Consider the following 20,639-nt stretch of genomic DNA (forward strand, 5'->3'; position numbering starts at 1 on the left):
AGACAGCTCCCGTGCGGCGCCCACGCCCTCGGATGGCGGCCCCCCGCGACAGGCGAGGGCCGCGGGTACGTCCGGCTTACGGCGCGGCGCCCGGGAGCGTGACGGGAGAACCGCCCGCATGCTTGAGCCGAACGACCCCACTGAGGGATCGCAGAACAGCAGCACCCCCAGCGACACGCTGCCGCCGCGCCGTCGGCGCCGCGCCGCGTCGCGCCCCGCGGGACCGCCCGCGGGCACCGCCACGGACGCCGCTCCGGCCATACCGGCCGCCCCCGCCACCGTGGACGTGGACACCGAGGAGACGGACGAGACGGCCGCCGAGGCCGTCGTCGCCGAGGCCGCTGAGACCGTTGAGGCGGCGCCTGCGGCGCGTACGCGTCGTCGTGCGACCCGTAAGGCGTCGGCTCCGGCCGGTGCGCCCAAGGCCGCGGAGGAGGCCCCGAAGGAGGCCGCCGCGGAGCAGGCCGAGGCCGTCGAGCCGTCGGTCGCCGAAACCGCTGAGGCCGCTGAGACCGTTGAGGCGGCGCCTGCGGCGCGTACGCGTCGTCGTGCGACCCGTAAGGCGTCGGCTCCGGCCGGTGCCCCCAAGGCCGCTGACGAGGCCCCGAAGGAGCCCGCCGCCGAGGCCGCCGAGCCGGTCGCCGCGGAGGAGCCCGAGGCCGCCGCCGAGCCGGAGGCCGAGGTCGAGGCCGCGCCGCGTCGTGCGCGCCGTCGTGCCACCCGCGCCGTCGCCGCCCCCGCCGCCGAGCCGCAGGCCGAGGAGACCGCCGACGTGCCGGACACCACCACCGCCGAGACCGCCCCGGCCGCCGAGGCCCCCGCGGCCGTCGAGACCGAGACGCCCCGCCGCGCCCGTCGCCGTGCCACCCGCGCGGCCGCCGCGCCCGCCGCGGAGGCGAAGGCCGCTGAGGCCCCGCAGGCCGCCGCCGAGCCGGAGGCCGAGGCCGAGGCCGCCCGCCCCGCTCGCGCCCGCCGCCGCGCCACCCGCAAGGCCGCCGCCGGGTTCACCGCGCCGCCCGCCGAGGCGCGTGCGAAGGGCGACGACGGCCAGCGGCCCGCGCGCCCGTCCGTCGCCGTGTTCCAGGCGCCGGTGTTCACCGAGCCGATGTTCCAGACCCCGGAGCGCGCCGCCGCCGCTGCCGCCGCCGAGGCGGCCGAGGCCGAGAGCGCGCCCGCCGCCGAGGAGGAGACGGGCCCGCGCCGTCGCCGTCGCCGCCGTGCCGCCGACGAGCAGCCCGTCGAGGCCCCGCAGCCCGTCGAGACCGCGGTGGTCACGGAGGCTCCCGAGGCCCCCGAGGCCGATGAGCCCCAGGACGCCGAGGCCGAGGCCGAGACCGAGGCCGCCGATGGCGAGGAGGCCGGCGAGCGCCAGGGCCGCCGTCGCCGCCGTGGTGGCCGCCGTCGTCGTCGCGGCGAGTCCGCGGACGCCGACAGCGCCGACGCCGAGGCCGATGCCGACATCGCCGCCGAGCAGGCGGAGCAGGACGCCGAGGACGCCGCCGAGCAGACCGCGGAGGACGCCGAAGAGGCCGACGACGCCGCTGACGGCCCGGCCGGCTCCAGCAGCAGCCGCCGTCGCCGCCGCCGTCGCCGCCGCGCCGGTGACGCCGCCGAGTCCGAGCCGGGCGACGGCGACCCCGAGCGCACGGTCGTGAAGGTGCGCGAGCCGCGCAAGAAGAGCGACGACGCGCCGTCGGACGAGGTGCAGTCCATCAAGGGCTCGACCCGTCTCGAGGCCAAGAAGCAGCGCCGCCGCGAGGGGCGCGAGCAGGGCCGCCGCCGGGTGCCGATCATCACCGAGGCCGAGTTCCTGGCCCGCCGCGAGGCGGTCAACCGCGAGATGATCGTCCGCCAGAACGGCGACCGCACCCAGATCGGCGTCCTTGAGGACAACGTGCTCGTCGAGCACTACGTCAACAAGGAGCAGTCGACGTCGTACGTCGGCAACGTCTACCTGGGCAAGGTGCAGAACGTCCTGCCGTCGATGGAGGCCGCCTTCATCGACATCGGCAAGGGCCGCAACGCCGTCCTGTACGCCGGTGAGGTCAACTTCGAGGCGCTCGGCATGGCCAACGGGCCGCGCCGCATCGAGTCCGCCCTCAAGTCCGGCCAGTCGGTCCTGGTGCAGGTCACCAAGGACCCGATCGGCCACAAGGGCGCCCGTCTGACCAGCCAGGTCTCGCTGCCCGGCCGCTACCTGGTCTACGTGCCCGAGGGCTCGATGACCGGCATCAGCCGCAAGCTGCCCGACACCGAGCGGGCGCGTCTGAAGACCATCCTCAAGAAGATCGTCCCCGAGGACGCGGGCGTGATCGTGCGCACCGCCGCCGAGGGCGCGAGCGAGGACGAGCTGCGCCGCGACGTCGAGCGGCTCCAGGCGCAGTGGGAGGACATCCTCAAGAAGTCGAAGATGACCACCACCAGCTCGCCGAGCCTGCTGTACGGCGAGCCGGACATGACCGTCCGCGTGGTCCGCGACATCTTCAACGAGGACTTCTCCAAGGTCATCATCAGTGGTGACGACGCCTGGCAGACGATCCACGGCTACGTCTCGCACGTCGCCCCCGACCTGGCGGACCGGCTCCAGCGCTGGACGTCCGAGGTCGACGTCTTCGCGACGTACCGGATCGACGAGCAGCTGGCGAAGGCGCTCGACCGCAAGGTCTGGCTGCCGAGCGGCGGCTCGCTGGTGATCGACAAGACCGAAGCCATGGTCGTGATCGACGTCAACACCGGCAAGTTCACCGGTCAGGGCGGCAACCTCGAAGAGACCGTCACCAGGAACAACCTGGAGGCGGCCGAGGAGATCGTGCGCCAGCTCCGGCTGCGCGACCTGGGCGGCATCGTCGTCATCGACTTCATCGACATGGTCCTGGAGTCCAACCGCGACCTGGTCCTCCGGCGGATGCTGGAGTGCCTGGGCCGCGACCGTACGAAGCACCAGGTCGCCGAGGTGACCTCGCTCGGCCTCGTCCAGATGACCCGCAAGCGGGTGGGCCAGGGCCTCCTGGAGTCCTTCTCCGAGACCTGCGTCCACTGCAACGGCCGCGGTGTGATCGTGCACATGGACCAGGCGACGTCCGCCGGTGGCGGCGGCAAGCGCAAGAAGCGCGGACGCGGCGGTGCCGAGCACACGCACGAGGCCCCCGCGGCCGTCGAGTCCGAGGACACGACGACCGAGACGGCGGCCGAGGTCGAGGCGGAGACCGCCGCGCCGACGGCGCTGCCCGAGCCCGACTTCGCGCCGGACGAGGAGCTGTACAGCAGCGCCGCGGAGGCCGAGGCGGCCGCGGCGACCCGGGGCCGTTCGCGGCGCCGGGCCACGCGCCGCGCGTCGGCTCCGGCGGGCGCGCCGCAGTCGGAGCAGACCGCGGAGGCCCCCGCCGCGACCGCGCGGGCCGAGCAGCCCGAGCAGTCGCCCGAGGCCGAGCGGCCGGAGTCCGGACGCAAGGCCAAGAAGGCCAAGTCCGGCTCGGCGAAGACCCGGTCGGAGAAGGCCGAGTCCGCGAAGGCCGAGTCCGTGCAGGCCGAGGAGCCCGCGAAGACCGAGCCCGCGCAGGCGGCGCCCGAGAAGGCGGCGCCCGTCGAGGCCGCCCCGGTGACCGAGGCCTCGGCCCCGGCGCCCGCCGCCGAGGACGACGCCGCTCCCAAGGGGCGTACGCGCCGCCGCGCGACCCGTAAGGCATCGGCTCCGGCCGGTTCGCCGAAGGCCGCCGTCGACGCCGAGGTGGTCGTCACTGAGGCCGCCAAGCAGGAGCCGACGGCACCGGCCGAGCCGGAGCCGGTGGCCGCTGCCGCCGAGCCCGTCGCGGAGTCGGTCGTGGAGCCCGTCGCCGAGCCCGTCGCCGAGGCCCCGGCCCGGCCGCGCCGCCGCGCCGTCCGCAAGGCGACCGCGCCGACCGCGTCGGAGGACGCGGCCGTGGTGGTCCTCCCCGCGGCGGACAAGCCGGTGGAGAAGCCGGCCGACAAGCCGGTGGAGCAGGCCCCCGAGGCCCCGTCCGCGACCGCCGAAGAGGCGGCCGCGGAAGCGGCCCCCGAGGCCGACGCCGAGGCCAAGCCCGCCAAGAAGGCGGCGCGCAAGACGGCCAAGAAGGCCACCGCCAAGAAGGCCGCCACGAAGAAGACGGCGGCCAAGAAGACGACGGCGGCCAAGAAGACCGCGGCCAAGAAGACGACCGCGAAGAAGACGACGGCCAAGAAGGCGGCGAAGAAGACCACCGCCAAGAAGGCCGCGGCGGCCGAGCAGTCGTCGCCGTCCGCCGTCTCGGCCGACGCGAGCTGACCCGTAAGGGCACAGCGACCGCAGAGGTCAGGAGCTCGGGGCCCCCGTCCGGCGATTCCGCCGGGCGGGGGCTCCTGCGTTCCCGCGCTCCACTGTCACCCATCCGTTGTCGATATCGCCTTTTCACCCCGCACTTGGTGGCGGAGCCGGATACCTGTAAGACTCATCCGGTCCGTTGAGCAAGGGGAGGGATGGACATGGCGGCAGCACGTCCACGGGGGATACGCCTGAGGGGCACGGGGCGCCACAGGGCGGTACGGCCCGCCAAGGGAGGGCGCCAGGCCGCGGTCCTGGCGACGGTCCTGTCGGCCGCCACCCTGCCGGCCACGGCCACCGCCACCGCCGCGCCCGCCACGACGCCCTCCTGGCCCGAGGGCCCGGTCTTCAACGACCCGCTGGGCACCGTCGACCAGCAGCACGCGATCCGCACCCGGCTCATCGAGCTGACCGACGCGGCCGTGCCGGGCTCGACCATCAAGGTCGCCGTCTACCACGTGTGGGAGGCCCCCATAGTCGAGGCGCTCGTCAGCGCCCACAAGCGCGGGGTCGACGTACAGATCCTGCTCGACTCGACCAGCAAGACGGACCGCCCGGACAACACCGCGTACGCCACGCTCGTGAACGAGCTCGGCGCCAACCGGGCCAAGTCGTCCTTCGTCACGCTGTGCCCGCCGAACAAGTCGTGCCTCGGCGACCCGAAGTACGGCAAATCGATCATGCACAACAAGTTCTGGCTGTTCTCCGAGGTCAAGGGGGCCCGGGACGTCGTCGTGCAGACCACGTCGAACTCGACCCCGTCGGCGCACACCAAGTTCTTCAACGACGCGCTGCTGCTGCCGGACAACCCGGCCATGTACGACGCGTTCTCCGAGTACTTCACCGACATGGTCGGCAGGAACTGGGAGGCCTGGGACTACCGCACGGTCAGCAGCGGGCGCTACAAGGCGTACTTCTTCCCGCGCGTCGGCACGGTGAACGAGACCGACACCATGTACTCGGTCCTGAACAACGTCTCGTGCACGTACAAGGACGCGAAGGGCGTCAAGCGCAGCACCAAGGTCCGCGCCTCCATCTTCAAGATCACCCGCAAGCAGATCGCCGACAAGCTGGTCTCCCTGCAGAAGGCGGGCTGCGCCGTCGAGCTCGTGTACGCCGAGACGGACAGCGCCAAGAGCCAGAACGGCAAGCCCGGCACCTGGGAGGGGCTGCACGAGCCCGGCGGCCCGGCCCTGCGCTGCTACAACGACGACCGGGACCCGCTCAGGCCCGGCCAGAAGCTCGTCACGCCGTTCATCATCCACAGCAAGTACGTGCTCATCGACGGCAAGTACGACGGCAAGATCAAGAAGGTGTCCTTCACCGGCTCGCAGAACTACACCGCGCCCGCGCTCCGCGAGAACGACGAGCTGATCGTGAAGGTCGACGACGACGCCGTGCACAACACCTACCTCAAGCACTTCAACCGCGTGAAGAAGGTGGCGTGGCCGGGGACCAAGGACAAGACGGACCTGTGCAGGGGCGTGAAGCCGCTGCCGCCGGACGGTGAGAAGCCGACGCGCTGAGCGCTGTGCGGGGCCCGGTTTGACCCGTACGGGCGGGCCCCGTAATCTTGACCGTCGGCGTGTCCATACGTGCGCCCACCCTCGTAAACCTTCTTCCTCCCGGGAATTTCCCAGAAGTGTCCGGGAGAGGCCGTTCGCGCTGTCGCGCCGGGCGGCTGGACTGCGGGGATTCCGTTCCGAGCGAGAGAGAGATCCGCGTGTACGCCATCGTGCGCAGCGGTGGTCGCCAGCACAAGGTTGCTGTCGGCGACATCGTTGAGGTTGACAAGATTTCCACTGCCAAGGTTGGCGACACGGTCGAGCTCTCGACCCTGCTCGTTGTCGACGGCGAGTCCGTGACCAGCGACCCGTGGGTCCTGGCCGGCATCAAGGTCACGGCTGAGGTCGTGGACCACCACAAGGGCCAGAAGATCGACATTCTGCGCTACAAGAACAAGACCGGCTACCGCCGTCGCCAGGGTCACCGTCAGCAGTACACGGCGATCAAGGTCACCGGCATCCCCACGGCTGCGAAGTAAGGGACTGAGACAAGATGGCACACAAGAAGGGCGCATCGTCCACCCGGAACGGTCGCGACTCCAATGCTCAGCGGCTCGGCGTGAAGCGCTTCGGCGGTCAGGTCGTCAACGCCGGTGAGATCCTGGTCCGCCAGCGCGGCACCCACTTCCACCCGGGCTCGGGCGTCGGCCGCGGCAAGGACGACACCCTGTTCGCCCTGGACGCCGGTGCGGTGGAGTTCGGTACCCACCGCGGCCGCAAGGTCGTGAACATCGTCCCGGTCGCCTGAACGGCACTCTGACCGGAACTTTCGCGAGGCGGACCTCACTTCCCTGTCGGGAAGCGGGTCCGCCTTTCGCGTGTTTTGAATAGACACAGCAAGCAGTGACAACCCCGTACGTTTCTGGAGGCACCGAACCATGACCACCTTCGTGGACCGCGTCGAGCTGCACGTCGCCGCGGGTAACGGAGGCCACGGCTGTGCCTCCGTCCACCGTGAGAAGTTCAAGCCGCTGGGCGGCCCGGACGGCGGCAACGGCGGCCGTGGCGGCGATGTGATGCTGGTCGTCGACCAGTCGGTCACCACCCTGCTCGACTACCACCACAGCCCGCACCGCAAGGCCACCAACGGCAAGCCCGGCGAGGGCGGCAACCGCTCCGGCAAGGACGGCCAGGACCTGATCCTGCCGGTGCCGGACGGCACGGTCGTCCTGGACCGCGAGGGCAACGTCCTGGCGGACCTCGTCGGCCACGGCACCTCGTACGTCGCCGCCCAGGGCGGCCGCGGCGGGCTCGGCAACGCGGCGCTCGCCTCCGCCCGGCGCAAGGCCCCCGGCTTCGCGCTGCTCGGCGTGCCCGGCGGCGCGGGCGACGTGATCCTGGAACTGAAGACCGTCGCGGACGTGGCGCTCGTGGGCTACCCGAGCGCGGGCAAGTCCTCGCTGATCTCGGTCCTGTCCGCCGCCAAGCCGAAGATCGCGGACTACCCGTTCACGACGCTCGTGCCGAACCTCGGCGTGGTCACCGCGGGCTCCACCGTCTACACCATCGCCGACGTGCCCGGCCTCATCCCCGGCGCCAGCCAGGGCAAGGGCCTGGGCCTTGAGTTCCTGCGCCACGTCGAGCGGTGCAGCGTGCTCGTGCACGTCCTGGACACCGCGACCCTGGAGTCGGACCGCGACCCGGTCTCCGACCTCGACGTGATCGAGGCCGAGCTGCGGCAGTACGGCGGGGGCCTGGAGAACCGGCCCCGGCTCGTCGTCCTCAACAAGGTCGACATCCCCGACGGCCAGGACCTCGCCGACCTGGTCAGGCCCGACCTGGAGGAGCGCGGCTACCGCGTCTTCGAGGTCTCCGCCGTCGCCCACAAGGGCCTCAAGGAGCTCTCGTACGCGCTCGCCGAGCTGGTCGCGGGGGCGCGGGCCGCCAAGCCCCAGGAGGAGGCCACGCGCATCGTCATCCGGCCCAAGGCCGTCGACGACGCGGGCTTCACCGTGACGCGCGAGGACGAGGACGGCGAGGTCGTGTACCGCGTCCGCGGCGAGAAGCCGGAGCGCTGGGTCCGCCAGACCGACTTCAACAACGACGAGGCCGTCGGCTACCTCGCTGACCGGCTCAACCGCCTCGGCGTCGAGGACCAGCTGATGAAGGCGGGCGCCCGCGCGGGCGACGGCGTCGCCATCGGCCCCGAGGACGACGCCGTCGTCTTCGACTGGGAGCCGTCGATGTCCGCGGGCGCCGAGATGCTCGGCCGCCGCGGCGAGGACCACCGCTTTGAGGCCCCGCGTCCCGCGGCCCAGCGCCGCCGCGACCGCGACGCCGAGCGCGACGAGTCGGAACGGGAGTTCAAGGACTTCAACCCGTTCTAGGCGCTGCCTGGCAGGCGCCGAGCAACCGTCCCGGAGCAAGCGAAGGGGCCCGGAGCGAATCACTCGCTCCGGGCCCCTTCGTCGTACGGACTACGCCGACTCCAGCTCCTCCGCGGCCGACTCGGCCGCCTCCGCGGCAGCCTCCTCCGCGGCCTCCTCCCGCTGCGCGGGGATCTCCGCCGCGACCCGGGCGGCAGCGCGCACGCGCCGCGCCTCGGACTTGGCGCACAGCTCCATCGCCGCCGCGTTGAAGCGGACGAGGGAGGGCGGGTCGGAAGGACCGAGCAGGTGCTCCTTGAGCTCGGCCCGCGCCTCGGCGTGCACGTCGTGGCGCGGGTCGCGCACGGCGGACAGGAGCGCGGGCACGCCCTCCGCCTCGGGCGACAGGATGGCCGCGGCCCGCACGGTCGGGAAGCCGGCGCGGAAGTCCGCCTCGCTCAGCCCGGTCGTGTTGGCGACGGCGTACGGCTTCTCGCTGCTCAGCCAGTCGGACACGACCGAGGAGACGTCGCTGATGAGCACGTCGGCCTGGTTGAAGCAGGAGAAGATCGCCGGGCGCGACTCGGTGATGATCTGGTGCTCCCACTCCGGCAGGGCCGCCCAGTACGCGGTCTCCCAGGCGAGGGTCGCCTCGATGATCGCGGCGCGGATGTCGCCGTCGGGCTTGCCCTGGAGCATCATGCGCTCCTGCTCGTCCGCGCCCCTGCGGAACTTCTTCGCGGTGAGGAGGTTCAGCTCCTCGGTGCGGCGGACCAGCTCGGCTTCGGCCTCCGGGCCGGGCCGGGCGCCGGAGCGCTGGGCGTTGGCCTCGCGGATCATGGCCTTGATGCGCTCGTTGGCGGCGCCCGCGGCCGGGATCTGGGAGCCGGTCATCGGGTGCGGCTTGTAGATCAGGCGCACGCCGGGGTCGGCGAGCAGGTGCCGGACGATGTTCTCGCCCGCGAGGATGACCGAGGTGTTGCCGGGGTTGCCGTCCCAGCCCTCCCAGGTCGGCGCGTACAGGACGGTCGTGTGCGACCCGGTGGGCGGGCCCGCGTACGGACGGATCGGGGACAGCTGCGGACGGCCGACCTCGACGACGTCCTTGTCGTCCACGCCGATGTCGGCGAGCTGGTAGCGCTCGCGCGCGGCGGGACCCGCGACCCACACCTCGTCGTACGCCTTGGCGTACGGGTTGCAGGAGGAGAGCTTGTCGCTCTCGCCGTGGTTGATGAAGGCGTGCTTGATCGACGGGATGCGCAGGACCTGCGAGGTCTTCGCGGCGTTCGCCGGGTGCAGGAGCATCTTCAGCGTCGACTGCTCCAGGGAGAACATCGTGGCGACCTTCGGGAAGCAGATGATCGGCACGTCCGTGGAGTCGATCTTCTGGACCATGAAGCGCTCGCGGAGGACGATCAGCGGGTTGCCGTCGAGCTGCGAGAGCGTGGAGAGCCACATGTTGGCCTGGTACGCGGACGTGGTGCCGCCGGAGAAGTACATGCCGACCGTCGGCTGGTAGTCGGCCAGCCACTGGTCGAGCCACTCCATGACCGCTTCGGTGTTCTTGGCGCGCTTCTTGGGGAACAGCCAGGTCGCGAGGTAGGCGACGCTGCCGCCCAGGAGCGCGAGGGAGATGCCGAGGCCGATGCCGCCCCAGTACGCGTCGGTGGTGGCCGCCGTGAGCAGCAGGCCCAGGGTCGTCGGCACCGAGAACAGGAGCAGGCGGCGCGCGTGCTGGCGGGCCAGCAGGCGCGGCGGCGCGGCGGTGAGGTGCAGCGCGGAGGTGTCGATGTTCCGCGTGACCACCGGCAGCTGACGGCTGCGGCGGACCATGACGGCGGTGGCCGTGCAGGTGAAGTGCAGCGCGAAGAAGACGAGCAGCGAGATGGTCAGCGGCGACTGCTCGGAGAGCGGCTCGATGCCGTCGATGCGCAGCAGGCCGACCAGGATCAGCATGTCCCGCAGCAGCTGCCGGACGATGACGTCGAAGCGGACCTTGCCGAGCAGCGAGAGCAGCCCCGGCTGCTTGTACTGCAGGTAGATGTCGAGCGCGAGGTTCGCCGCGGAGGCGGCGATGAACACCGGGACGTACGGGATCAGCGCGGTGGCGAGCTGAGCCGCGAAGAGTGCGAACATCGTCAGCAGCGCGGTGAGCTGCACGATGCGGCGGTTGGCGAGTCCGGCGGAGGGCACGGGCTTGAGCTCCTGGCGGGGGGCGGTCGGACAGGGCGGGGGCGGTGCGGGAATCCGGGCGAGCGGACGAGGTCATCGCGCATCCGGATGAGTAGAAGACCCCTGACCGTATGACGCCGGGTGCCTCCCTAGCAATCTTCCGTGATGCTAATCACCGCATATAGGGGCAAAGGTCACGGGGTGCGGGGGCCGGAATTCCACCGCGTGGCTGCTTGCCGCCCCCGTGCGGCCGGCCGGACGCCCCCGCGTGGTCCACCGGCCGGAACGCCGGGGCGCCGGGCCCCCGTCTTCGCGTAGATTCGCAGGGCCAGCAGCATCGGGATCATTTGGGGAAGCGCGTGACTAGGCAGGGCGTGGCAGAGGCTCACCGGGTCGTCGTCAAAGTGGGGTCCTCCTCGCTGACCACCGCTTCGGGCGGCCTCGACGCGGATCGCGTTGACGCGCTCGTCGACGTGCTGGCCAGACACCGCAGCGGGGGGGAGCACGAGATCGTGCTCGTGTCCTCCGGCGCCATCGCGGCCGGGCTCGCGCCGCTCGGCCTGCGCCGGCGCCCCAAGGACCTGGCCCGCCAGCAGGCCGCGGCCAGCGTCGGCCAGGGCCTGCTCATGGCCCGCTACACGGCCTCCTTCGCGCGCTACGGCATCCGCGTCGGGCAGGTCCTGCTCACCACCGACGACACCAGCCGCCGCGCCCACCACCGCAACGCCTCGCGCACCCTCGACAAGCTCCTCGCCATGGGCGCCCTGCCGGTCGTCAACGAGAACGACACCGTCGCGACCGACGAGATCCGCTTCGGCGACAACGACCGGCTCGCCGCCCTCGTCGCCCACCTCGTCCGCGCCGACCTGCTCGTCCTGCTCTCGGACGTCGACGGCCTGTACGACGGCGACCCCGCGGCCGCGGGCACGGCGCGCATCGGCGAGGTGCGCGGCCCCGCCGACATCGCGCACGTCAAGATCGGCAGCGCGGGCAAGGCGGGCGTCGGCACCGGCGGCATGGTCACCAAGGTCGAGGCCGCCCGGATCGCCGCGGCCGCGGGCATCCCCGTCGTCCTGACCTCCGCGAGCCACGCCTCGGACGCACTCGCGGGCCGGGACACGGGCACGTACTTCCACGCCACCGGGCGCCGCTCGGCGGACCGGCTGCTGTGGCTCCAGCACGCCTCCGCGCCCCGGGGCGCGCTCACGCTCGACGACGGGGCCGTCCGCGCGGTCGTGGAGGGCCGCAAGTCGCTGCTGCCCGCGGGCATCGCGGCCGTCGAGGGCGACTTCATCGCGGGCGACCCGGTGGAGCTGCGGGACCCCTCGGGGCGCGCCGTCGCCCGCGGCCTGGTGAACTTCGACGCCAAGGAGCTGCCCCGGCTCTTCGGCCGCTCCACGCGCGAGCTCGCCCGCGAGCTCGGCCCCGCCTACGAGCGCGAAGTGATCCACCGGGACGACCTGGTGGTCCTGCACCCCTGAGGCGCCGGGGCCAGGGCCGGGACCGGGGCCGCCGGGCCGCGCCCCGCCCGAACCCCTGTGCGTCCTGCCCCGCTATCCCCGCCGACCCCACCGACACCAGCGGAAAACAGGCCGAAAACAGGCGCGAACGCCGTCCCGGGACCGGCCCGCCCGAGGGGAAACTCCGGAAAATCGCCCCGAGAGACCGCTTGTCCTGCTCAACTTTGTGGCAAGGCAGTTCCGCACGACCGTTGCGTAACGACCGTTGCGTATCCGCATCAGCACTGGTTGAAGGAGGCCGTCGTGAGACGAGTGCGCCCAGGGGCGGCGTCCCGCGGGTCGGCTGAGCGCGCCCTGACGAGCGTCGCCGCGGGGGCGACGTACGCCGAGGAGGCGGGCGAGGGCCACGACCGGGAGTCAGAGGCGCGGCAGACGGACGAGAGCCCCCACGACACGGGCGGCGAGCGCGCCGAGGCGCCGCGCCTGTGGCACGTGACCCTCAGCGTCTCCGGCGCCAGGACTCCGCTCCAGGAGGTCAGGCGGGGCCTCGAACAGCTCGCCCACGACCACCCCTTTCTGCTGACCAGCCGGTACGCCCACGACCACGCGGAGATCCGCTACTGGGAAGAGGCCCGCGACCTGCACGACGCCGCGGCGGTCGCGCTGCGCCTGTGGGGCGAGCACCGGCAGACCGCACAGCTTCCCCCCTGGGAGATCGTCGGCCTCGAAGTGATCGACCGCGACACCTACCACCAGCGGATCGCGGAGGGGTACGGGCCGCTGCCCGCGACGCCCGTCGGCGTCCACCCCTTCTGAGCAGGGGGAGCGCCCCGTAGGGGCGCGGGACCGTTTCGACGTGCGGCGCCGCCGCGTGGGCGCGACCGGCCACGACGAAACCGCAGACGCCCGACAACGTGGTGCGGTCCACCCTGAAGGCGCCCCCACCGGCGAGGTTACGCACCACTGGTCATTACCGGCCATGTCTCGCGGAGTGGGATACCGGCTGGACGGCCAGGGACGCGCGGTTACCCTGCCCCCATGACCGCCCCGCTCTCGCCGTACGACAACATGACCCCGGTCGCCCAGGCCGCCTACCGCGCCCGGGCCGCCGCCGCGCAGCTCGCGCCGCTGCCGCGGGCCGCGAAGGACGACGCGCTGCTCGCCATGGCCGACGCCCTCGAAGTGCGTACGGCGGAGATCGTCGAGGCCAACGCCGAGGACGTCGAGCGCGCCCGCGCGGCCGGGACCAGCGAGGCCATCGTCGACCGGCTCACGCTCACGCCCGAGCGCGTGCGCGCCATCGCCGCCGACGTGCGGGACGTCGTCGCGCTGCCCGACCCCGTCGGCGAGGTCGTGCGCGGCTCCACGCTGCCCAACGGCATCGACCTGCGCCAGGTCCGCGTCCCCCTCGGCGTCGTCGGCATCATCTACGAGGCCCGGCCGAACGTCACCGTGGACGCCGCCGCCCTCTGCCTGAAGTCCGGCAACGCGGTGCTGCTGCGCGGTTCGTCATCCGCCTACTCCTCCAACACGGCCCTGGTGCGCGTCCTGCGCGACGCCGTCGGAGGCGCCGGGCTCCCGGCCGACGCCGTCCAGCTCGTGCCCGGCGAGAGCCGCGAATCCGTCCGCGAGCTGATGCGCGCCCGCGGCCTCGTCGACGTCCTGATCCCGCGCGGCGGCGCCTCGCTGATCAGGACCGTCGTCGAGGAGTCCACCGTCCCCGTCATCGAGACCGGCACCGGCAACTGCCACGTGTACGTGGACCAGGACGCCGACCTCGACACGGCCGTCGAGATCCTGATCAACTCCAAGGCGCAGCGCGTCAGCGTCTGCAACGCCGCCGAGACCCTCCTCGTGCACGCGGGCATCGCCGACGCCTTCCTGCCGCGCGCCCTGGACGCCCTCGCCGACGCGGGCGTGACCGTGCACGCCGACGAGCGCGTCCAGACGTACGCCCCCGGCTCGAAGGCCACCGTCGTACCGGCGACCGCGGAGGACTGGGAGACCGAGTACCTCTCGTACGACATCGCGGCCGCCGTCGTCGACTCCCTGGAGCAGGCCGTGGAGCACATCCGGCTGTGGACCTCCGGCCACACCGAGGCCATCGTCACCACCTCCCAGCAGGCCGCCCGCCGGTTCACCCAGCTCGTGGACTCCACGACGGTCGCCGTGAACGCCTCCACCCGGTTCACCGACGGCAGCCAGTTCGGCTTCGGCGCCGAGATCGGCATCTCCACGCAGAAGCTGCACGCGCGCGGCCCGATGGGCCTTCCGGAACTGACCTCGACGAAGTACATCGTGACCGGCGACGGGCACGTGCGCTGAGCCGTCCCGGCCGCCGGTCGACGGGCGGGGGCGTTCGGGGTCACAACCCCTGAATTCCCTTTCCGTCTGCCCAAATCCACCCCTCCAGGTCTACGCTGGACGCGTGCCGGAGGACGTGGGGGGCACGCCGTTCCCAGGCGGCGGGGAGCCCGACGACGACCGCGACCACGGGGGTGCGGACGACGAGTTCGCCTCCGTGGTCTTCGACGAGGACTTCGTGCGGGCCGCGCGGATCCACGAACCCACCGCCGTGGAGCGCCTCCTGGCCGCCGCCCAGGCCCGCGCCGAGGCCGAGGCCCGCCGCGGCCGCGCCCGCCGCTCCGGCACCGAAGGACGGGACGCGGCGGACGACGACTTCGACGACTACGCCTACGACGGATACGGCCCGGACGACGGCGTCTTCGGCCCCGACCACGACCACGACTTCGACGACCTCGACGAGGCGGAGCTGCTCGAGGACGGCCGCGGGCGCTACGGCCGGCGCGGCGGCAAGGTCCGCTGGCACCGCCCCGTCGCCTGGATGCTGGCCCTCCTGATGGGCATAGGCATGGTGGCCTTCGCCTTCGCCGCGGTGTACCGGGGCGCGTCGTCGGGCCGCCAGGACCGCATACCCCCGCCCGCGACCACCGAGGTCGAGCAGACCAGGGGCGCGGGCGAGACCGGCGGCCCCTCCGCCTCGGCGGAGTTCGGCCAGCCCGCCGTACCGGCGGAGCCGCGCACTCCCTGACACCGCCCCGCGAACCCCCGCGCGAGCTCGGCGAACGTGCTGACGCGGCGCGTGAGGAGTTGTCAGAACTTGTCGTGTACCAGGGCGTTTACCGCGCGCCCCGGAGACCTACCCTGAAGGTATGGGCGGGCCAGGAGAACCACCTGCGGGGACACCCGAGGGCGCTCCCGGAGGTGAGGACGAGTACCGATCCGTCGTCTTCGACGAGTCGTTCGTGCGCGCTGCGCGATTACAGGAACTCTCCGCGCGCGAGCGCATGGGCGACCACGCGCGCGCCGTGCGCCGCAGGCCGAACCCCCACCGCCGGCTCTCCCGGCAGGTCGCGATCCTCGTCGTCCTGATCGCCGTCGCCTTCGGCACCGCCATCTACATGGGCGTGCGCCACCCCTACGAGACCCCCGTCGCGCGCCGCCCCGAGCCGCTGCGCATGACCGTCATCCCGCTCGCCCCGCAGGGCCGGGTGCCCGGCACCGCGAAGATCGCCGATCTGTTCGCGAAGAGCCCGGCCGCGCAGTTCGGCGTCGGCGCGAGCGGCATCGCCCTGCCCGCCGCCCGCCGCACCGCGCACTTCTCCGAGGACCAGGTCGTCGCCGCGCTCGCCACCGCCAAGGACTACCTCGTCGAGTCCTCGCTCGACCCGGACGTGCTCAGCGGCCGTGCCGTGCGCTCCGCCCGGGTGCTGCTCGACCCCGCCCAACTCGACCAGTTCGACCGCAGTTTCAAGCACCCCGCCGCCGACGGGCGGCACGCGCCCACCGGCTGGCTGGTGCGGTTCGACCCGGCGAAGACCGCGCTCGCCGACCCCGGCGTGCGCGTGCACGGCTCGCTGCGCGCCGGCGAGGTAGACAAGGAGACCCTCGAAGTGGCCTCCGACCACACCTTCGTCTACGCGCTGCGGCCCGCGGGCGCCGGGAGCCACGCGCGCGCCTCGCTGTTCACCGTCCGCCGCGAGCTGCACTTCCGCTTCGACCGCGACGACCTGCGCATGCACCAGGCCGAGCTGCTCGTGTCGTACGTCCAGGCCGGGCCGCTCACCTGCGCCGTCGACACCACGCGTCAGCTGCGGCCGCTGCTCGCGGGCCAGCAGGCGGGGCCGGGCGGCCCCGCGGGCACCGACCCGTACGCGACGGGCCGGGCGACGGCCCTCTGCGGGTCCCTCGCGGGGGCGGCCCAGCCCAGGGTGTAGCCGTCCGTCGGGTGTGGCCGTCTGTCTGGTGTGGCCGTCCGTCGGCCGGGTTACTTTCCGCCGGGGCCGTCGGAGGGCCCGGATTCGGCTCCGCCTCCGCCGTCGCTTCCGCTTCCGCCTTCGCCGGAGCGGTCGGAGGAGCCGCCGCCCTGTCCCGTGAAGCGGCCGCGCAGCTTGCCGCCGAGGTCGCCCGCGCCGCCCGCGATGTCCGAGACCAGCTTCATCAGCGGGTCTTTGCTGTTGCGCACGTTGTCCGCGTACGACGACGCCGACTGCCGGAAGGAGTCGGTGACGGAGGTGTCGTTGTCGTCCTGGCGGCGCGGGTAGTGGCCGTCCATGATGCGCTGGTAGTCGCGGGTCGCGGCCCACTTCTTCAGCTCGGCGGCGCGCACGGTGGTGAAGGGGTGGGAGCGCGGCAGCACGTTCAGGATCTTCAGGACGGAGTCGCGCAGGTCACCGCCCGCCTCGTACTCCTCGGCCTGCTCCAGGAACGCGTCCACGTTCATCTCGTGCAGGTGGTTGCCGCCCGCGATCTTCATCAGGCCGCGCATGGAGGCCTGCAGGTCCTGGCCGACGAGCAGGCCCGCGCGGTCCGCGGACAGCTCCGACTTGCGGAACCACTCGCGCAGCGCGGTCACGATCGCCATGATCGCCACATTGCCGAGCGGGATCCACGCGACCTTCAGGGCGAGGTTCGTCAGGAACAGCAGGATCGTGCGGTACACGGAGTGGCCGGACAGGGCGTGGCCCACCTCGTGGCCGACGACCGCGCGCATCTCCTCCTCGTCGAGCAGCTCGACCAGGCCGGTGGTGACCACGATGATCGGCTCGTCGAGGCCGATGCACATCGCGTTCGGCTTCGGGTCCTGGGTGACGTACATCGGCGGGACCTTCTCCAGGTCCAGGATGTAACAGGCGTCCCGCAGCATGTCGTTGAGGTGCGCGAACTGGGCGTCGGACACGCGCACCGAGTCCGACAGGAACAGCAGCCGCAGGCTGCGCTCGGGGAGCAGCCCGCTGAGCGCCTTGAAGACCGTGTCGAACCCGGTGAGCTTGCGCAGGGCCACCAGGGCCGAGCGGTCCGCCGGGTGCTCGTAGGCCCGGGACGAGATCCCCGGGAACCGCCTGCGCTGCCGGCTCGGCACCTGTTCCTGGCCGTCGCCCGTGCCGCCGTTGTTGCCGTTGGTCATGCCGCTTCCCCCATGTCGAGTCTCGTTCGGGCCCCCGAGATGGGCTCAAGACTAGGCGGAGATACCGTGACAGGGCAGCACACAGAAGGAGCCACTGCCATGGAGCACCTCTCCACCGCCGACGCCCTCACCCTCGCGGCCACGGCCGCGGACAGACAGGGCCCGGGCAATCTCCTGCGCGTCGTACTCATCGTGATGGTGGTCGGGTGCGTGCTGGTGGGGTGGCTGTTGCTGCGCGGGTACCGGAAGGACTGAGCCCGCTGCGGCAGCTTCCAGCCCGTCCGGCGTTTGAGGACGAGGCGCGGAGCGCCGATCGGGGGCCCGGGGGGGGCGCAACCCCCGGGTCTCGGGAAGGGGCGGGCTCGGGGAAGCCCCCGGCAGGGCGCCGTCGCCGCGCCGCCGCGCCCCGCATACGATGTGCCCAAGTCTTTACCCCGATCCCACACCGGATAGGTCCTGCTGACGATGAGCCTCCACAGCACCACCGCCCAGCTGGTCACCCTCGCCTCCGAGGGCGGCGAGCACGTCGACGAGCACGCGAGCATCAGCCCTTACGTGACCGGCGGCGGCGCCTTCGTCGTGCTGCTCCTGCTGCTCTGGATCACCACGCGCTTCAACCGCGACCGCTGAGCCCCGCGCCCCGGGGCCGTACGGCTGGAACCCGGGTCGCCCGGCGGGGCCGGTAGTGTCTGCACGCATGGGAGAGCAGGACATGCCGACCGGCCCGCAGGGCGGACCTGGCACAGGCCCGGCGAGCGCAGCCAAGCGCCGCCTGGGCGTCATGGGTGGAACGTTCGACCCGATCCACCACGGACACCTGGTGGCGGCCAGTGAGGTCGCCGCCCAGTTCCACCTCGACGAGGTCGTGTTCGTACCGACCGGGCAGCCGTGGCAGAAGAGCCACAAGCAGGTCTCGCCCGCCGAGGACCGCTATCTGATGACGGTCATCGCGACCGCCGAGAACCCGCAGTTCTCGGTCAGCCGCATCGACATCGACCGCGGCGGTCCCACGTACACCACGGACACCCTGCGCGATCTGCGCCGCCTCAACCCAGACACGGACCTGTTCTTCATCACGGGCGCCGACGCGCTCGGTCAGATCCTCACCTGGCGGGACGCCGAAGAGCTGTTCTCGCTGGCCCACTTCGTCGGCGTCACCCGCCCCGGCCACACCCTGACCGACCCGGGCCTGCCCGAAGGCGGCGTCTCGCTGGTCGAGGTGCCCGCCCTCGCGATCTCCTCCACGGACTGCCGCTCACGGGTCGCCAAGGGGGAGCCCGTCTGGTACCTGGTGCCCGACGGCGTGGTGCGTTATATCGACAAGCGCGAGCTGTACCGCGGCGAGTGAGCCGAGAGGGGCACCGGTGAACGACCGACAGTACGACCCGTACGGCGGCGAGTACGAGGGTGACGCGGCGGCTCAGTACGAGGTCGTCGGGTACGACGAGTACGGGCGGCCGGTCTACCAACTGGTGCCCCGGCAGGCGGCGGCCCCTTCGTACGACACGTACGCCGCGCAGCCTTCTCAGGCCCAGGCCCAGCCGCAGCAGGCGTACGGGTACGACCCGTACGCCCAGGGAGCGGGGCAGCAGCCCGCCGCTTCCGCGTACCCGCAGGCGTACGACGCGTACGCCACCGGAACTTCGTACGACACCGGCACCTCCCACGACGGCGGTGCCTCCTATGACGGCGGTGCCTCGTACGGCACGGCGGAACAGACCGGCTGGATTCCACAGCAGCAGCAACAACAGCAACAGCAGCAACAGCAGCCGCCGCAGGCCCAGCCGCAGGTGCCGCAGCAGCAGGCTCAGGGGCAACAGGCCCGTCCCGTACCGGAGGCGGCACCGGACGAGCGCGGCGGGCACGCAGGTGCCGGGGCCGACGACACCGACGAGCCCCGCGAGTACCGCACCGAGCAGTTCTCCTTCATCGAGGAGCCCGACGAGGACTCCGAAGACGTCATCGACTGGCTGAAGTTCACCGAGAGTCGCACCGAGCGGCGCGAGGAGGCCAAGCGGCGCGGCCGCTCACGGGTCGTCGCGCTGGTCGTCGTCCTCGCGCTCGCCCTCGTCGGCGGCGTCGGCTACCTGTGGACCGCGGGCAAGCTGCCCGGCCAGTCGGACGAGAAGTCCGGCGGCGCGGCCGCGGCGGGACCGCAGCAGCGCGACGTCGTCGTCGTCCACCTGCACAACACCAAGCGCGGCGGCACCTCCACCGTGCTCCTGGTGAACAACACCACCACCAAGCGCGGCTCCTCCGTCCTGCTGCCCAACTCCCTCGCCCTGACCAGCGACGACGGCACCACGACCACGCTCGGCAAGTCCGTCGACGACGACGGCTCGACCGGCACGCGCGAGGAGCTGGACACGCTGCTCGGCACGAAGGTCGAGGGCACCTGGCGCCTCGACACCCCCTACCTCAACAACCTCGTCGAACTCGTCGGCAACATCGACATCGACACCAACGCCGACGTGCCGGACCCCAAGGCCAAGCGCAAGGGCGAGGCGCCGCTGGTCAAGAAGGGCGAGCAGCAGACCCTGAGCGGGCCGATGGCCGTTGCCTACGCCACCTACCGTGCGCCGGGGGAGGGCGAGAACGCGCAGCTGACGCGGTTCGGCCAGGTCATGCAGGGCGTGCTGCGCAAGCTGTCGTCCGACCCGCAGGCCGCCACGGTCACCGTGCAGTCGCTCGCGCAGATCCTCGACCCGTCCCTGAAGGAGAAGGACCTCGGCAGCTTCCTCGCCAAGCTCGCCGACCGCGCCAAGGGCGGCGACTACGCGACCGCGCTGCTTCCGGTGCGGCAGGACGGCACGCTGACCGAGAAGGCCGGCACCGCCGTGGTCAAGGACGTGCTCGGCGGCGTCGTGAAGAGCCCGGAGCAGGGCGCGGCGGTCCGCGTCGGCGTGAAGAACGCCACCGGCACCAAGACCGCGACGGAGAACGCCCGCATCGCCCTCGTCAACGGCGGCTACACCTTCGTCGACGGCGGCACCGGCTCGGCTCCCGCCACGTCCTCGCAGGTCACCTACGGTGACGCGAAGAACAAGCAGGAGGCGGCGGAGGTCGCCAAGACCCTGGGCCTGCCCGCGAGCGCCGTCCGCAAGGGCGAATCGGCCTCGAACGCGGAGGTGTCCGTGGTGCTCGGCCAGGACTACAAGGGCCGCTGAGGCCGCTGAGGCCGCTGAGGCGCTGGGGCCGCTGGCAGGGCCCGCCTGAGCCGTGGCAGGCCCTGCCGGAGGTGCGGGAAGAGCCTGTCGGAGGTGCGGGCGGCGCTGGTCGGGCCCGCTGAGCGGCGGCGTCCGTTCCGCCCGGCTCCCCGGGTGATCGAATAATCGTCTGGGGAGCCGTCCGCAGTCCGTGAGACCCTTGACGGGTATTGCCCATCTGAAG

16 protein-coding genes are annotated in these 20,639 nt (G+C 72.4%); 14 read left to right on the top strand and 2 right to left on the bottom strand.

Going from position 1 to position 20,639, the window contains the following annotated elements:
* Positions 1-118: 118 nt before the first annotated feature.
* From IG74_RS0111505 to obgE, 5 genes are all read left to right on the top strand, one after another.
* Complete coding sequence (locus tag IG74_RS0111505; RefSeq protein WP_030673919.1) at positions 119-4,282, top strand: Rne/Rng family ribonuclease; 4,164 nt, start codon at positions 119-121, stop codon at positions 4,280-4,282.
* A gap of 197 nt (positions 4,283-4,479) precedes the next feature.
* A complete protein-coding gene (locus tag IG74_RS0111510) occupies positions 4,480-5,844 on the top strand; it encodes a phospholipase D-like domain-containing protein (RefSeq protein WP_030673922.1) in 1,365 nt (454 codons plus the stop codon).
* 197 nt (positions 5,845-6,041) lie between these two features.
* A complete protein-coding gene (rplU, locus tag IG74_RS0111515) occupies positions 6,042-6,362 on the top strand; it encodes a 50S ribosomal protein L21 (protein WP_030673925.1) in 321 nt (106 codons plus the stop codon).
* Positions 6,363-6,376: 14 nt separating this feature from the next.
* Complete coding sequence (rpmA, locus tag IG74_RS0111520; protein WP_010986870.1) at positions 6,377-6,631, top strand: 50S ribosomal protein L27; 255 nt, start codon at positions 6,377-6,379, stop codon at positions 6,629-6,631.
* Between the two features lie 130 nt (positions 6,632-6,761).
* Positions 6,762-8,210 carry a GTPase ObgE gene (obgE, locus tag IG74_RS0111525; RefSeq protein WP_030673928.1) on the top strand — a complete coding sequence of 483 codons (1,449 nt, stop codon included), beginning with the start codon at positions 6,762-6,764 and terminating at the stop codon, positions 8,208-8,210.
* Positions 8,211-8,300: 90 nt separating this feature from the next.
* Here the strand turns inward: obgE and IG74_RS0111530 are convergent, their stop codons facing one another.
* Positions 8,301-10,382, bottom strand: a complete 2,082-nt coding sequence (locus IG74_RS0111530) for a membrane protein (RefSeq protein WP_030673930.1) — start codon at positions 10,380-10,382, stop codon at positions 8,301-8,303.
* 353 nt (positions 10,383-10,735) lie between these two features.
* Here IG74_RS0111530 and proB point away from each other — a divergent pair, with 353 nt between their 5' ends.
* The 5 genes from proB to IG74_RS0111555 all read left to right on the top strand — a co-directional run bounded on the left by proB (position 10,736) and on the right by IG74_RS0111555 (position 16,059).
* Positions 10,736-11,842 (top strand): glutamate 5-kinase, encoded by a 1,107-nt coding sequence (gene proB, locus IG74_RS0111535; protein ID WP_030673932.1) that lies wholly within the window; start codon positions 10,736-10,738, stop codon positions 11,840-11,842.
* Positions 11,843-12,124: 282 nt separating this feature from the next.
* Positions 12,125-12,637 (top strand): hypothetical protein, encoded by a 513-nt coding sequence (locus tag IG74_RS0111540; protein ID WP_030673934.1) that lies wholly within the window; start codon positions 12,125-12,127, stop codon positions 12,635-12,637.
* 222 nt (positions 12,638-12,859) lie between these two features.
* Entirely contained in the window at positions 12,860-14,146 is a 1,287-nt protein-coding gene (locus IG74_RS0111545) for a glutamate-5-semialdehyde dehydrogenase (protein ID WP_030673936.1), read from the top strand.
* Between the two features lie 103 nt (positions 14,147-14,249).
* On the top strand, positions 14,250-14,873 hold the full coding sequence (locus IG74_RS0111550; RefSeq protein ID WP_030673940.1) for a hypothetical protein: 624 nt from the start codon (positions 14,250-14,252) through the stop codon (positions 14,871-14,873).
* Between the two features lie 121 nt (positions 14,874-14,994).
* A complete protein-coding gene (locus IG74_RS0111555; RefSeq protein ID WP_030673943.1) occupies positions 14,995-16,059 on the top strand; it encodes a hypothetical protein in 1,065 nt (354 codons plus the stop codon).
* Positions 16,060-16,109: 50 nt separating this feature from the next.
* On the opposite strand, the gene IG74_RS0111560 is transcribed toward IG74_RS0111555, so the two are convergent.
* Entirely contained in the window at positions 16,110-17,249 is a 1,140-nt protein-coding gene (locus tag IG74_RS0111560; RefSeq protein WP_037825079.1) for a M48 family metallopeptidase, read from the bottom strand.
* A gap of 99 nt (positions 17,250-17,348) precedes the next feature.
* On the opposite strand from IG74_RS0111560, the gene IG74_RS52730 reads away from it, so the two are divergent.
* From IG74_RS52730 to IG74_RS0111580, 4 genes are all read left to right on the top strand, one after another.
* The gene (locus IG74_RS52730; protein ID WP_199818815.1) at positions 17,349-17,504 is read left to right on the top strand and encodes a hypothetical protein; all 156 of its coding nucleotides are present in this window, start codon (positions 17,349-17,351) and stop codon (positions 17,502-17,504) included.
* A 210-nt stretch (positions 17,505-17,714) separates the two neighbouring features.
* Entirely contained in the window at positions 17,715-17,879 is a 165-nt protein-coding gene (locus tag IG74_RS50940; RefSeq protein WP_030673948.1) for a hypothetical protein, read from the top strand.
* 67 nt (positions 17,880-17,946) lie between these two features.
* Positions 17,947-18,597: a nicotinate-nucleotide adenylyltransferase gene (nadD, locus tag IG74_RS0111575; RefSeq protein ID WP_030673951.1), complete on the top strand. Its 651-nt coding sequence runs from the start codon at positions 17,947-17,949 to the stop codon at positions 18,595-18,597.
* Between the two features lie 16 nt (positions 18,598-18,613).
* A complete protein-coding gene (locus IG74_RS0111580; RefSeq protein WP_030673954.1) occupies positions 18,614-20,416 on the top strand; it encodes an LCP family protein in 1,803 nt (600 codons plus the stop codon).
* The last annotated feature ends 223 nt before the right edge of the window (positions 20,417-20,639 follow it).

Origin of the sequence: Streptomyces sp. NRRL B-1347, from assembly GCF_000720325.1 — a bacterium.
In the GTDB taxonomy this organism is placed as follows: Bacteria; Actinomycetota; Actinomycetes; order Streptomycetales; family Streptomycetaceae; genus Streptomyces.

What these genes read in the sequence shown, in the direction of transcription:
- IG74_RS0111505 (WP_030673919.1), top strand. Translation starts at nt 119, where the DNA reads ATGCTTGAGCCGAACGACCCCACTGAGGGATCGCAGAACAGCAGCACC.
- IG74_RS0111510 (WP_030673922.1), top strand. Translation starts at nt 4,480, where the DNA reads ATGGCGGCAGCACGTCCACGGGGGATACGCCTGAGGGGCACGGGGCGC.
- rpmA (WP_010986870.1), top strand. Translation starts at nt 6,377, where the DNA reads ATGGCACACAAGAAGGGCGCATCGTCCACCCGGAACGGTCGCGACTCC.
- obgE (WP_030673928.1), top strand. Translation starts at nt 6,762, where the DNA reads ATGACCACCTTCGTGGACCGCGTCGAGCTGCACGTCGCCGCGGGTAAC.
- IG74_RS0111545 (WP_030673936.1), top strand. Translation starts at nt 12,860, where the DNA reads ATGACCGCCCCGCTCTCGCCGTACGACAACATGACCCCGGTCGCCCAG.
- IG74_RS0111555 (WP_030673943.1), top strand. Translation starts at nt 14,995, where the DNA reads ATGGGCGGGCCAGGAGAACCACCTGCGGGGACACCCGAGGGCGCTCCC.
- IG74_RS0111560 (WP_037825079.1), bottom strand. Translation starts at nt 17,249, where the DNA reads ATGACCAACGGCAACAACGGCGGCACGGGCGACGGCCAGGAACAGGTG.
- IG74_RS52730 (WP_199818815.1), top strand. Translation starts at nt 17,349, where the DNA reads ATGGAGCACCTCTCCACCGCCGACGCCCTCACCCTCGCGGCCACGGCC.
- IG74_RS50940 (WP_030673948.1), top strand. Translation starts at nt 17,715, where the DNA reads ATGAGCCTCCACAGCACCACCGCCCAGCTGGTCACCCTCGCCTCCGAG.
- nadD (WP_030673951.1), top strand. Translation starts at nt 17,947, where the DNA reads ATGGGAGAGCAGGACATGCCGACCGGCCCGCAGGGCGGACCTGGCACA.